9 protein-coding genes are annotated in these 14,126 nt (G+C 51.4%); all 9 read right to left on the bottom strand.

What is annotated here, in order from left to right; genetic code table 11:
• Window positions 1-96: 96 nt before the first annotated feature.
• From FBQ85_03665 to FBQ85_03625, 9 genes are read right to left on the bottom strand one after another with little or no spacing between them, the layout of a single operon-like run.
• The gene (locus tag FBQ85_03665; protein MDL1874254.1) at window positions 97-717 is read right to left on the bottom strand and encodes a hypothetical protein; all 621 of its coding nucleotides are present in this window, start codon (window positions 715-717) and stop codon (window positions 97-99) included.
• 41 nt (window positions 718-758) lie between these two features.
• Window positions 759-2,141 (bottom strand): hypothetical protein, encoded by a 1,383-nt coding sequence (locus tag FBQ85_03660; protein MDL1874253.1) that lies wholly within the window; start codon window positions 2,139-2,141, stop codon window positions 759-761.
• Between the two features lie 27 nt (window positions 2,142-2,168).
• Complete coding sequence (locus FBQ85_03655; GenBank protein MDL1874252.1) at window positions 2,169-4,586, bottom strand: TIGR03986 family CRISPR-associated RAMP protein; 2,418 nt, start codon at window positions 4,584-4,586, stop codon at window positions 2,169-2,171.
• Window positions 4,579-5,223 carry a hypothetical protein gene (locus tag FBQ85_03650; protein ID MDL1874251.1) on the bottom strand — a complete coding sequence of 215 codons (645 nt, stop codon included), beginning with the start codon at window positions 5,221-5,223 and terminating at the stop codon, window positions 4,579-4,581. Before FBQ85_03650 ends, FBQ85_03655 begins: the two co-directional genes overlap by 8 nt.
• A 1-nt stretch (window position 5,224) precedes the next feature.
• On the bottom strand, window positions 5,225-7,006 hold the full coding sequence (locus FBQ85_03645; GenBank protein MDL1874250.1) for a hypothetical protein: 1,782 nt from the start codon (window positions 7,004-7,006) through the stop codon (window positions 5,225-5,227).
• Window positions 7,003-9,504, bottom strand: coding sequence for a hypothetical protein (locus tag FBQ85_03640; GenBank protein ID MDL1874249.1), 2,502 nt, complete (start codon window positions 9,502-9,504; stop codon window positions 7,003-7,005). Before FBQ85_03640 ends, FBQ85_03645 begins: the two co-directional genes overlap by 4 nt.
• A complete protein-coding gene (locus FBQ85_03635; protein ID MDL1874248.1) occupies window positions 9,501-11,120 on the bottom strand; it encodes a hypothetical protein in 1,620 nt (539 codons plus the stop codon). The genes FBQ85_03640 and FBQ85_03635 overlap by 4 nt, the downstream gene beginning before the upstream one ends.
• Window positions 11,117-13,066, bottom strand: a complete 1,950-nt coding sequence (locus FBQ85_03630; GenBank protein MDL1874247.1) for a hypothetical protein — start codon at window positions 13,064-13,066, stop codon at window positions 11,117-11,119. The genes FBQ85_03635 and FBQ85_03630 overlap by 4 nt, the downstream gene beginning before the upstream one ends.
• Window positions 12,819-13,976 (bottom strand): TIGR02584 family CRISPR-associated protein, encoded by a 1,158-nt coding sequence (locus FBQ85_03625; GenBank protein MDL1874246.1) that lies wholly within the window; start codon window positions 13,974-13,976, stop codon window positions 12,819-12,821. The genes FBQ85_03630 and FBQ85_03625 overlap by 248 nt, the downstream gene beginning before the upstream one ends.
• Window positions 13,977-14,126: the final 150 nt, after the last annotated feature.

Genomic DNA, 14,126 nt, shown 5'->3' with positions numbered 1-14,126 from the left:
CTTTTTGTACTCTACGCGCCTTGAGCCACGCTAAAAGCGAAAAGAGCGCGGCGAGAATGCTGACAAAAGAGCCAATAGCGTTGAACAGTTCCATGTCTATTCCTTACGTTTTTTGAGCCAGGTCTCGCAATCGCGATGAATATGTACACCGATCTCGCGCTTGCCGTGCGTGCGATAGAGCGGCGACTCGACGGCCTTTTCAATTTGCGCGAGGATGAATTCCAAGCCGACAATTTCGTCTTCGAGATTCATGCGATCGTTCACGGCCATGAGAATGAGAGTGTCAATGCCGCTGTGGCGCGCTATGACTTGCAAACGGATGCTCTCATTCGGCGCAGCAGCCATGGCTTCTTCGAGGAATTCTTTCTCGACTTCGAGCTGCTGTTTGTGGACTTCCGCAGCCTCGCGCTGAGCCATTTTGTCGTACAACTCTTCTTCGTATTCCTGCCACAACTCGACGCGAAGGTAATCTTTCTCCTCGCGCTCGTTCTTTGGCTCCAACACGAAGTACGTGGATTCGTCAATCGCCTGCTCGATCCATTCGACCTCCGCCGCGCGCGACGACTGACGAAATTCCTCCAGCGCCTGCAATGCCTCGGCATTATCGAGGTGTGCGAGCGTCATGACGATACGCTTGAGCTCTTCCTGCGGCGTGCGCGGATCGTGGAGCTTGGTAATCCGCGATTTGAGCTCGGCGGGGGTGAAGTCTTGGGACATGGGAGGCTCCTGTCTTCCTTCAACGAAGATTAAAAAATTTTCTACAGCCATTCAGGTAGAGGTAGTGGCGATTTCAGTTTAAGAATGGAGTCCTTTAGAATCGCTAAATCAGTTGGGTTTTTGTCGCCAAGATAGGATTCAATCAATGGCAAGAATTTTTCAATGGTTTCTATTTTAGATATTTCCTCAACCATATTCTTCATGTACCAATGAACATAGCCCCAAAGCCCTTTTGGGGGATCGACATTGGGATTTTTTTTGTAAAGAACGACGGTCTGATTCACATGATTTAGAAGTTTCTGCCATTCGCCGCCTTCAGGTAAACAGAAATGCTTTATAAGCATCCAACTGGCGGATTTGGGTTCTTTGAGTTGACTGCGGTCGAATTGTCCCCTCGCGCAATTGACCACATAACCTCCCTGATGGTCATCGCTTTTGTCGTTGAGACCAACAAATTCCCACTCGCCAATTAGGCCCGCGTTGTCATTGATGAGATGAATAGCGAACAAGGTGTCAAGATCGCAAGGCCATGGCATGCAAACCTTCAAAACTACATCTTCTATTTGAATTCGATTATGAATTCGATTGACGGCACTGCAGCAGTTCTTCCACAACATCTCAGCCTCCCTTTTGTCAAATCTTCGTGCTGCATGTTGTGTAGGATTGCGATAATGTTCACGCAATATTTCAAGTTCATGATATAAATCAGGATCATGTTCATTCAGAAATACCCCGTCTAACCCTTTCGTCATTTTATACCAATTAAGGGTTTCTGGAAGTAGTTGGTCCTGTCTATCCGAATTGTTTTTCAGATTTTGCCAATGAGATTTGTTGAAAGGCTCTGTCTTCAAGTAGCAACGATAAAAGTGCCGTAAAGAAGCCTCTGTTGCACGGAGCATTAAGCTAGCGGCACCTGTGCTCACGCCATAAGACAAACAGCAGGCCGCATCTTTAAAGTCGTGTTTCACCACTTTTGGCAGCCAATTAAACGCGCCTTCGACAAATTCTTCACTTACGACTTTTTCCGTATTGATTAGTCTTTTCAGTTCATGCAGCTTCATTTCCGGAATGAAAATTCGAAGCTCTTCACGATCTTCACATTCACGCTTCAGTTCTGATTCAACTTGATTCGCAAATGCTTCGAAATCATTGGCTAAACCCATGCCGATGGCGTAATTGCTAGTATCGGTCTCCTCTTTGCCGTTACCGTTTGTGCTCTCAATATCTATAAATTGATTTCGTATATCTTGAGCGATACCGTCAATTTTGTTGATCGTTCTTTGCAGACCAAAGAGACCGAGCAAATCGAAAACGGAGTCGAGCTGCCCTCGAGCCTTTTTTACACTGACGTCAGCTTCAATGGCACGAAGGTTCGAGATGAGTGTTCCCAACTCAACCAGCTTGCAAGGTTCTACCGCTAGCATATTCACGCTCCCTGAAGATTGTGGCGTCTATTCTTTCAGGTTTCCAAACTTTTCCATCAATGGAAATCCCGCCGTATCATCAACCGCAAGCGGCAGAAGATAGCCTGGTCCTCTTTTCGGCCTCTTGTTGCCCATGAACCACTCATAATTCTTTCCCTCGGCATCAGGGACTTCCTGCGGTCGCGGATAGTGAATCGGGAGCTGCGGCTGAGACGTATTCAGCATCTTGCTCAAATCAGCGATATTCTCCAGCTTCGCGAACTCGTTTTCATCTTTACGATAATAGGCGTGCGCCACTGCCGCCTTGAATCGGCGGATGAGCTCCGCTTTTTGCTCAGTTAGAGCTTGCCAACCTTCACCGTCCAACGAGTCGTAACGTTTTAGGTTCAATTCCCGAATACCGGTGACGTTGATGCGGACGCTGCCGAAGCCTAAAGGCTTGGCAAATCCCAAACGGTGACACATGTTTGATTCCATCTCCAGCGCCCAGAGCAACGCGCCAAGCTCAACCGCTGCGAGATTTTCAAATCTAACTTTGAAACGAAATTTCGTTCCTACAGGAAGAGCCCCATTGATCGTACGGTTTTGATCGTCGGGAATGCCGCGAACGCGCTCATACTCGTTGCTATTCGCAGTTGGATGATGTCGAAAGAATTTGCGGCCTCGAATGATCATGTCCGGCGCATCGTATCCCACTTGCTCGTCGGGCGCACCTTGTTTGGATTCAGGCTTCGCCTTCACAGGCATTAAATAGAAGCGCGAGGTCGTGGGCTTGGGTGAAGAGAGAATTGCCAGGGTGATTTCGTCCATAGGCTTTTGTTGCTGAGATTCATCCAGCGTCGCGTGGGTAAATTGCACTCGGCCTTGATAAGCCACAATCTTGTTCCGATCACTCTCCCGTTCATTTTTCTCGACTCCTGGTCGGCCTTCAACCCAACCAAACGTGCGACAAGCAGGGCAAAGCTTGTCATGGCTTTCGCATTTCCAATGGTGGCTCGGAAGTCTTAAGTATGTTTTGTTTTGGTATCCCACACGAGGAATGGAAACCGGCGCAATGAATCGCACTTTCATGCCTTTCGCAGTTTTTTCCAGGTAGGCATAAACCAACTCGTTGCCCTTGAGTTTGTAGGTAGATTCCAAAATGAACCGGCTAAAAGCGGGTTCCCAGACTTCGCGCCCCTGCGTCTTTTTTATCTTGCGAGGTTTTGATGGGTCATAATGCTGCTTGCGCCACGTCTCAACGGTTTCACGATGCCGCAATTGATAATCACGGATCAACTCTTCGTATTCCACGCACACATTGTCTGGCAATTCAATCTCCTTGAGCGTCGGGCTGTCTTTGTACTCGGAGATGAAGAACCGCTCTTTAACTTTGAGATCGATGTTTTGATTGGTGATGCAAAGATAGCCTTTTAAAATCTCCGAACGATCATCCTGCAAGGGTTCGAGTTCTTCATACGAATCTGCCAAATGCGTCACATTCCAGACAAGGGGGCCTTGCCGTGGTATTTTAGCTAAAGCATAGCATTCACTGCCATGCTTGTAGTCATTGATATCTACAATTTCATGATGCGCAGATGGAACTTCACCTTTGCCAGCTTGTGGAGCACGCGGGTACTGCCGCACGGTGGCAGCATATGGTCCACGGCGTGGGTTTTCGCCAATCGTAAGCGTTGCCGAGCCCAGCATAAGCTGCAGTCGCCAAACTTCGCCTTTATTTCTGGGGGCCAGCACCCGCGCCGGAACGAGCTTCAAAGCCTCACTAGGTGCGAGGCGATAACTGAGCCGTTGTCCGTAGTCGAAACTGGCGAAACACGAGTTCGTTGCTGCCTCGAAAATATTGCGAACCATGCCGCGCAAGCTCGATGCTGGCAGGATCGGCTCAGAGTCGTCGCCTTTGGGGACATTGAAAAATTCAAAAGATTTGTGCAGTTCTTTTTTGTCGGTTTCATTGGCGAATTTGGCGAGAGAATCCGATATAAAAATCGGCGTTAATGCCGTCAATTCGCACTCGATCTCACCGGACTTCCCAACCCACCGGTCATGCGGCGGAGGCGGTTGCCTGTTGAGATAACGTGTGTCGGGATGACTTAGAATCGACTGCGGACTTTCGAGCCAACGCGCAAAGTTGTAGGGATTGAGAAAGCGATAGCCTTTTGAAGAGTGCTGAACTTGGCGGCTTTCTGCTTTCTTTTCTCTCGGCTGCTGAGGCTGTGCCGGAGCAGGCATTCCCGCAATGCGCACATTTTTAGCAGCAGTTTTGCTCTTTTTGCCTGGACCGACGGAATATTCCACCTGAGTACCTTTGCGCAATTGCTCACGCGGCACGGCTCTCGCATCATTGATATGAAAAAACAACTGCGCTTCCTGCGTGTTTGTGCTTTCGGGTTGAATAAAGCCGAAGCCTCGATCTTCTTTCCAAGCAACGATTTCGCCTTTAGCCATTTTGTTCCTCTTGCGGTTGATATTCGCTCAGACCCGTAAGCCATACAAATGCCACCTGTCCGGCGCGGGTGAATTGCCAGTAGTTCGCTTGCACGCGCTGATTTTGTTCTTTGGCAGCAGGGGGTTGATTTTCCGCATTGCCATTTTTTGGCTCTTCAACATGAGGATAGCTCAACTTCGCCCAACCGACGCGGTCATCAAACCAATCGTTCGTCCATGTGTCCCCATCTTTGATGCGCTCGCCCCAGAGGAGCATGTGCTTTTCAGAGCGGCGGAATTTATCTTCGGGATGCGCCGTCCAATAATTGTTCTTCACGTCATCATAGCCATCCGGCACTTTGATGTCACGTTCGCCGACGAAGTGCCAATAAACCGTTTCACCGTCGCGGCGCGTGCTCAGGTGGCCGCTTTTGCCGAAAAACTCGGCGCGCTCCAAAAGCGGAATATCCTTTTCAGAAATAATCTGCGGTTTATCGTCCTCGATTTTGAAGTCGCTGACGAATTCCAATATGCGCCAGCGCTTGTCGTCTTTCCATTTCCATGCTTCGAGAAAGTCGAGCCATTCAGTCGGTTTCAGCTTTCCACCCCAAACCGCAAATTTATCTTTGCTCCATTCAAGCTTTCCTAATTCGCTCATATCAAGCCTCCGTCAGGGGATAGAGTTTTTCAAGATTGCCATCGAAGTAGGAGTCTTGCTTGCGAGTTGGCAAAGTTTCGCCTTCGCGTTTTAGCTTCGTGCGAAAAACTTCGACCCACTTGCTCACGATACTTTTCTGCGCTTCCCAATCAGCTTCGGTGAATTTTGCCACGCGATAGAAGCCGGGCACATTTTCATCTTTGGGTTTGATTTTACCGAAATCAACGCCCCAATCATCATCCCGCAAGAAGCCGCATTGAATTTCGATCTTTTGCGCTCGCGCATGGCCAAAGCCCTTCGCCGCACCGAAGCCGAAAGTCAAACGCTGCTCGATCATATCGCGCAGCACCAACGCGAGCCAACCGAGTTCCCAATCTTCCGGCTCTTCGAGAAACAACTTCACGTTGAAGGTCGGTCGCCACAAGGCCATGGCGTCGAACTTCGCGCCTTCCAAGCCGCCGCCGGTAAAGCGGTCGATGGCAAGAAAATCGAGCAGCTTCCATTGCGGCTCACCTTCGAGCTTCGCATCCATCATTTTCAAACGGCTGCCGCGCACGGTGCTGCCAAACAAGAGACAGCCGAGGCAGAGGTGCTTATCTTCGACATGGTCTTTTATTTTCTCAAATTCCTCGGAGGTTTCCAAAAACTTATCGCATCTTGTCAAAGGTTTCGTGGCATCATCTTCCAACGGATTGCACGCCGGGCAACTTTTGAGAAATAGCTTGCTTGCCTCGCCTTTGCCTTCTTTGTATGCGTTGTAAGCGTTGAATGAAGCAATCGTGCGCGCAATACGTTCGGCGTGCGAGCGCAAAACGCCGCGCAAGCCTGAGCCGGCCATGAGGGGTGGTCGCGGTTTTTCATTAAATCCAGGAACAGCGTCGAGCAAGGGCAGATGATCGAAGCCCACGACCGTGGCCGCAGTGGCGTCGTGCATCAAAAACGGGCCGTCGAACGCAAGTTGAAAACTCGCGGCGAGGAACGGCCGATTCTTGCCGTTGTAACCAGGATTGGGATTTTCGCGCGCATTTGCGACCTTGTGCTTCAACCAGTCTGTAACTTCTGTGGCAGCGTCCTTCGGGTCATCAGCTTTGAGATAATCTAATAACTGCTTTCCAGTATCCAACTCATTGCGCATGAAACGAATTTTGTCAAGCTTGGCGTTGCCCAAGCCGCGCGCGGTGTTGCCGCCGAGCCAGGCGCGACCCGCCTGCCATTCCGCGAGCGTTGCGGCGAGCAACTTCAGGTCATTATCGTTGACGTCTTCCATTTCAACACGCAATTCAAACTTGGCTCCGGCGGGAACGACTTCGGTATCGAACTTCACCCGCGCGGCGCTGGCCGCAACACCGGTTCTGCGATCAATGCCTACGCCGTCGCGCACGAAGGGCCGCGGCGCAGAGATAAGCTTGGCATCGTAAATCCACAAACGCGAGGCGCGACCGCCATCATCTTCGGTTTTGGTGTTTTTCTTGTTGGGATAGAACTCGCCGAAGAGATGGCAAACCGCGCAGCCACAGATTTTATCTTCTTCGCGCTTCTGTTTGTCTTCATAAGAAAGTTCGATACACTTTCGCTTTGCTGTCAGATCGATTCGCGGCGCGAGGCGAGTTGCGAGTGTTCGCAGTGCGCCGGCAATCGCGGTTCCGGGAATCACGAGGTCGCCGGTGTTATTGCGGCGCACGGGTGCATCGGTGCCGGGATTGTCGCGGCCGGTACCCACGTGCAGCGCCGTTTCGAAGATCAGTTCGGCGATCACGGCTTGATATTTTTTTTCGGTCATCATTTTCTCCCTTCTTTGATGGCGCGATTGGCGGCCTCGGCGATGATCAAGGCGAGCATTTCCACGCCGATGGCGCGCAGTTTCGCGTCATTCGAAGTCGTTTGCAACTTGGCAAAAGCCTCTTTGATCAATTCGATGCCGGGCTTGCCCCTGTCTTCTTTCTCGAAGAACTTTTTGGTCTCGCGCGGCGCGGGTGTTTGGTTTTCTCCGAGCTTGATCCGGTAGTTCAGCTTTTTCTCCACGTATAGCTCTTTCTCGCCCTCGGGTTGTTCGAGTTTGAAATCCCCCAACGCCTGCAATTCTTTTATAAGATCACTGATCGCGGCATCGCTTCGCGCACGCAGCAGCCGCGCGACCGGCGCGAATTCTTTGAACTCGAATTGCCGCCAACGTTGGCCCTCCTTGAGATGCTTGTCGAGATGCTTGTCGCCAAGTTGTGCAAGAATCCCTTCCCAATCTTGCCGAAACTTGCGCTCGTTTTCAATTTGGTTTTCAAGCTTGACTCTTTGCGGCTTGCTCTTCCACTCGATATCAATTCGGGCTCCGCTGTGTGGATTTTTAATGGCTTCATACACCGGATGATTGACCACGATTTGGCCGAAGCCTTCGTGACGGCGCAGGCCGATGCCTTCCCATTCAAGACGCTCCAGCTTTTTCACAATCTCATCATTGGTATATTTGCCGCCAACGATTTGAATGCCCGCAACCGAACCCGCAACAAAAGCGCGATCGCGCCAGCGCGGCAGGCCGAGGTAGTTATGAAATCCGTCAATCTCGCGCGTTTTGGCAAAGCCGCGAATCAATTTGAGGTCTCCCTTTTCCAAGCCCAACGCTTCAGCGAGCCAATCTTCTTCAAAGCGTGTCGGAAAGCGGCCCCACTTGTCGCGAATGATCGTGTCGGTGGTGAGCAAAAGCGTGAACGGCTGCTTGGGATCGGGCAGGCGTTGGCTCAGAGTGTTTTGATAAAGCCCCTTGTCGTCTTTTTCAACAAAGAAAAACGCCGAGACGCGCCCATAACCTCTGCGCGTGGCTTTGCCCAAGCGCAACGGAATCGCTTGCTGTTTGCTTTCCATGCTTTCAATCAATTCGGCGCATTGGCGCAGAGCTTCCCAAACCTTTTGATTGCGGCAAATGATTTCGCCGCAGAGATATTGGCCGGCTTGCAAGCAAACATATTCGAAGAGCTTGCCGTCTTCGGCGCGCTGCGTTGCGGGGTTGATTTGCACGTGCATCTCTTCGCGTTGCTCAAAAGCGAGTTCCTGCATAAAGCCGGCGCGCAAAGTTTGAAGGCATTCGAGTTTTTCGACCTCGGCGTCCTCCTCATCGTATTGTTTGGCGCAGAGATCGCAAATGATTTTTTCTTTCTCCGCTTCCGTTAGCGCAAAGGCACGGTCGTAAAATTTTCTTTGCGGGTCATGCGGAGATTGTCGCTTGCAGCGAAAGATATCCAGAGGCGACGCAAAGGCGGGGTAGAGCTTGTCGTGTTTTTCATGAGCCAATGCCAAAAAAGAAAACCGCGCCCAACCGCGACGAAAGAGGCCGACGAAGTTTTGATAATCGTCAGTTTTGCCTAAATCGAGATGGCGCACGGCGCGCGCGGCCAATGCACCGAGCAAAATGTTTCCGGGAAGCGTGTCGAGGCCTTCGAATTGATTTCCAGCCGAAGAACGGTGCGCCACCAAAACGGGCTCGTCCAAATGCACAACGACACGCACGCGCACCGGTTGCCAAGCCGGCGCAGGCGATTCCGCGCTCAACGCCGGTGCCGATTTGTTTTGCTCGTGCGGTTCGGGCTGCCATTTCTTGTCAACCAATTCTTGCTTGAACAGCTTGAGCCAGTCAACATTTTCAGGCGGCTCTTGGTTGTCAACCTTGATCAATTGCACTCGGCACACCCCGCGGCCTCGTCTTCGGCTTTTGCCGAGATGCCGCATGTTCGCCGCTGCGGCAGCTAACAGTGCGATTTCTTTTTCATCAGGCTTGCCGTTGCCCTGCCACGTTGCTTCGAAGCGAAAGACCAAGCGACTGTCGCCGATCTCCTCGCTAAACAATTTATTCGCTTCGGCGCGGCGAGTTTCTGGGCTGACGCGCACGCGCATGACGGGTTGCGCGCCCCAATCGTTGCTATGATTCTCTGCTGTTGCGCCGGCTTGCATTCCCTGCAACCATGCGGAAGAAAATTGCCAGCGTCGCGGCGCGCGCGGTGTGCCGAAGACGCGGCAAATCGGGCAAACGCCTTCATTATTTTGCCATTGGCCGCAATACTCCGGCTCTTCTCGGTCGCCCGAAGCTTTACAGATTCCATATCCATGCTTTGCCATCACAGGAGTCGTCAATAACTCTCGCGCGGAATCGCGCAACATTTGACCGAGCAACGAGCCACGCAATGCCGGGCGTCCGTCGTGTTCACGCAGCAAAGCGGAGTCGATTTCCGTGCCTTTGCGATGGCCGGCGCCGACGTGATAATCGGATTTCAGTTCGAGTTTGAATGTCAATGTCATGCTCGTGACTCCTTCGGTTGGTAGTCTTTGTCCGGCTTATCCAGTTTGTAAGCATAATCCCATGCTTCGATCAAATCGAGCAGGCCGGTCGCGGGATCGAAATCCTTTTTTGGCCATCGCTTGATGTTGCGCCAGGGTCCCAACTCTTTTATGGCGCTTTCCAGCGCACTGGCCCAGCTTTCAGGTTTTATCCTATGAAGAAAATCTTCGAAGCCTTTGTTCCACTCTTCTCGTTCTTTGTCTTTGTGCAACTCGTTTAATCGCCGAGGGTCAAAGAAACGGCGCAGCTCGTGCAAGCGCTTTTGTGGAATGTTTTTGAGTGCGAGGCGATGATGAAGGATGCGCTCAAAATGAATTCCGGCATGCGAAGACTCGGATGACTCCGCATTTGCTTTGGCGCCGATCCAATAAGGCTTCAGCGAAGAGTGATACTCTTTTTCTTTACCCACTTCATCCTCCGCCGAAACTTTCAGCTCGTTGCCGAGAATCACTTCGAAGTTGATCGCCGACAGCTTTTGCGTGCCAAGACTCTTGCCGTGCTTTTTCGCTTGCTCCAGCAATTTGTGCCCTCTTTCATATGCCAAAGTGTAGGGATAATGTTTTTGGCAAATGATCACCGCCACGCCGATGGTGATTCCGTTCATGTGCTTTTCAAATTCTTCACCGAAACGGGAGCCAATATCTAAAGCATAACGCGCAGGCACGAGTGCGAGCACGTCGTCGCCGCCGAGGATGAGAGGAACGATGGGCATGCGGTTTTCCAACTTCTCAATGAGTTCACGTTCTCCACTCTTGCGTTCCCGCAAGCGTTTGATCAAATCCGGGATCGGCGCTGCTAGACTTGCCCAGAGCGCGGCCGTCAAATCATTGGACAACTTAGTGAGGTCTTCCGGTGATTCACGTCGGTTGAAATGCCTGCCCATGCCGTTGACATCCGCCAAAACATAGCCGACATATTGTGTTGCATCGAGGCTGCCGATAAGCTCGGCCGGGTCTTTGGGATTCTCCAAAAACTTATTGAAGTCGGCGGCGTGTTTCTTCTTAATTGCATCACGGTAGTCTTGATAGAAGAAATGCGCTTTGAGCAGTTTGTCTTCTGCCTTGTCGTAGCAGTGATTACACAAATAGGTCTTTTCTTCGCCGGGAAGCTCCCATGCCGGTCTAGCATATTGCGCCGCCAAACCAATTCCGCATGACGTGCAAAATGCGCTGACGGGCAATTGCGGCTCGGCCTCTGCGCCTGTGCGGTAGTATTTTGCATTGAGCAATTCGAGTTGGAGCGTTTCGTTCTTACTTCGAAACTCGCCGTCGTTATACTCAATCGGTCCGGCAACGGTTAGCGTACCGCCGGTCTCTTCACGGAACAAGTCTGCGAGGCATTCGAGAAAGTCTTTCGCCTCTTTGTCGGAGCCGAGGGTTAGGCGGAAACTGCCGCCGTCGTTGATAATGACGTTGCCGTGAAAGTCCGTGATAATTTTCGCCAACGCCGGGTTCGTCTCTTCCTTGCAAAACCGTGACAGCATCATGCTGCCGCCGATGACCTCGCGCAAGTGCGAGGATCGAAACAGCAGGTTTTGAATTTGGTCGGCGTCGGCCGCCACGAGATAACGTTTCATGATTGCTTCTCCTGTTTCTTTGGATGCAGCAGAAAATCGATATTGCACCATCCGCACAATTCTTCCCAGGTCGGCAAAGTATCCGGCTTTATTTGGTGTTTTGGGTCAACTGATTGCACCCATACTTGCTCGAAATCTTGCACGTTTTTGTGCATTGCATCCACGGCTTCGTATGCGATCTGCTTTGAAACTGGAATGACGAAGTGGATGACTCCATTTCTGAGGTCGCGATCTTTTGTTAGTATCGCACGGTACTCTGGTGACTGGCTCATATATGGCAAGGCATTCTCGGTCTTTTCTGCTTTCAGTGCCGCTTTTGCAGGGACTTTCTCCTTGTTCTTTGCTCGCAGTATCTCCTCCGCAAACCAAGCTTTAACTTGTTGCCCATCGACGACGGTGTTTTGAGCGTCGGCATCGGCCAGCTTTTGATCCTTTCTATAAAGCAAGAGCATCTTTCTTTCGCACAAAAAAGCTAGCCGCGCTTTGAGCAACACCTCGTTCAAACCCGCAGCGCGCAACAGACCGGAGCGGTAATCTTCCTTGAGTTTCACAATGCGGTCCACTTTGGCGCTTTCATCGAGCGCGTATTGCAGAATGAGCTTGTGATTGGAATAAAAATCCCAATCGCTTAGTCGCAGCCTGGGCTCAGAGTCAATATTCTCCGGCCACTTATCGTGCAATGCTTCAACCGAGGCGAGTGGCTGCAAGACTTTTACTTCGTCGCTCAACTTTTTCGCTTGCGCGTAATCGCCCACGCTCCATGCGTGATAAACGCGCATGATTTTGATCAACGTTTCGACTGCGGTGATTTGTTCAGGTTTAAAATACTCCGACGACATGTCTTTGGCGATGATGCACAGTTTCTTGACGGCTTCATCAAAGAAGAAGCGTTTGTAAAGGCTCTTGACCTGTTCCCAATCGCGCAGGCCGAAAATTTCATAGGGATTAGGAAGCAGGCCGATCTGGCACGAGAAGCCGTAAGGCCGCCGTTTCCTTTCATGATAGTCTTCAAAATCGACATAAGAAATTTTGACGTTGGTATAGGTCGCAAAGAAATAGGCGCCGGCAACCATGCTCTTCTTGCCGCCGGTGATATCAATGATGATATTTTTTTTCTTCTTGACGTCTTCGCTCAAAGCTTCAAAGAGTAGCTGAAAAACATCGCCGGGCCTGCTGCCTTGCCCTGGTTTCGGACAAACACAGCGAAGCTCTGCAAAATGCCGCTTTAGGAGCGGCGATTCCAACTCTTTCAGCGCGCGCAGACAAGGCAGTACATGATCTTCCGCAAAGAGCATCCCGTCGTTAGGCGCGTTGTATTTTTGGCTCAAAACCAAAACGATTTCTTTTGGTTCATAAGCGCAAACGGTTTGTAAGAGCGGCTCGATGGAGTGGCCGACTAAAAGCACGAGCACTTCGGCCTGTTCTTGCGGCCAAACGCCCTCTTGGGTGAGGGCGCGCTCCTTTGCGCAGGCAATTTCATCGCGGAGCAAGCTCTCAAGATAAACGCTTTGAACAATTCCGTCACGGGCCCTCTCGCTATTGGCATCTTGTAAATTGCGCCAATAATTCTCCGTTTGGCTTTTCAAACTATCGACGTCGCACGGCATGTTTTTCTCCATCAATTGAATGAACGCGCACAATTTGAAATCCTGTAAAAAATCGGAAGAGCAGAGATTAGCCGCTACCCTCCCAACCTTGTCACAATCTTGCCTCCGGCAGTCGAATAAACTCCCGATCCAACCGAATGCCATAGCACGTATCCCCGCGCGGACCGATGGCGGAGACGACGTACCAGCGGTTGAAATCTTCGTCCAGAAACTTTTCGCTGATTTTGCGCTTGAGGTTGCTGAAGTGCGGGCGCAGATGCTCCAAATCAATGCGGCCTTCCTTGTTGAAAGCATTGAGAAAACGGCTGCGCATGCCATGGCGCTGCACCAGAGTTTCATACAGACTCTTCATGCGCGCCGAAGCCTGGCGGGAGAAATGTCCATCGGCCTTTGGCTTTTCGAAATAGCCTTCATAATACTCCCGAGCAACACGTTCCTCGCGCTTGGCACTCTTCTCGGCAAAATACCAATAGATCGCCAACTCCGCCGGTTCCAGGGAGATTGGAATGGCGCCGATCAGAATGCGATGCTGATCTACGTCAATGCTGAGTGGCAGGAGTTGGGGTGCAACATTCACCTCGCGCTGCACCCACGCGAGAATGTCCTGATAGTCGGGCGAGCGCAGCAGCTCCGCGGGCACGTGCGGCCGCAAATGCAGGAAAGGAATTTCCACGAGTTCGACGAGCACATCCTTTGCATCGAAAGCCAGACCGCCGTACGTAGTCATGGGCCTCGACTGGCGGGGCGGAAAGAAGAAATCCGAATTTGTCTCCGCCTCCCACGGCTCGACAAAAAGATGGTACATGTGATCCTGCGGCCGCGCGAGAAGCTGCATTACCATCGCGAGATAGACGCTCATGGTGCGCCTGCCGCCTGCGACCACGCTATGCAGGCAAACCTCTTTGTGCGCGGTCATTTCCATCACCGTTCGCATGATCAAATCCAAATACGCCTGGCTTTGGCGTGAGTTGGCGATGTCGGCTATTTCGTCGTCTCCGAGACGGGCCACCCGCACACTTTCCGCCGAGAACTGAATGCCGGTAAAACACTCCGGATACTCACGGCACAACTTGTAAAACTCGCCGGTAACGGGATTCAGCAGCTCGGAAACGATCTTCTGCCTCGCCACTCCACTCGCTATGCCAATCACCTTTGTAATGGCGATCCCTCGTTTGACACACAAACCGTAGAGGGTCTCAGTCAGTACCTTGGGGTGCAAGCCCAGCATTGCCAACAGGTGGTGCTTCATCGACAGGTCCCGAATTCGTTATCAGATGACAGAGAAGATTATCGAAATTTCAACCAATGCCATTCTCGCTTGAGCACTGTCAAGGTCGAAGTAGAAGCTATTAATCGAATTCAAGCCCCGCAGGAAGATCAGAGCATGCCTCAACTGCTC

The organism is Cytophagia bacterium CHB2, from assembly GCA_030263535.1.
Classification (GTDB): Bacteria; Zhuqueibacterota; Zhuqueibacteria; order Zhuqueibacterales; family Zhuqueibacteraceae; genus Coneutiohabitans.
This window is presented reverse-complemented; position numbering and strand designations above follow the sequence as displayed.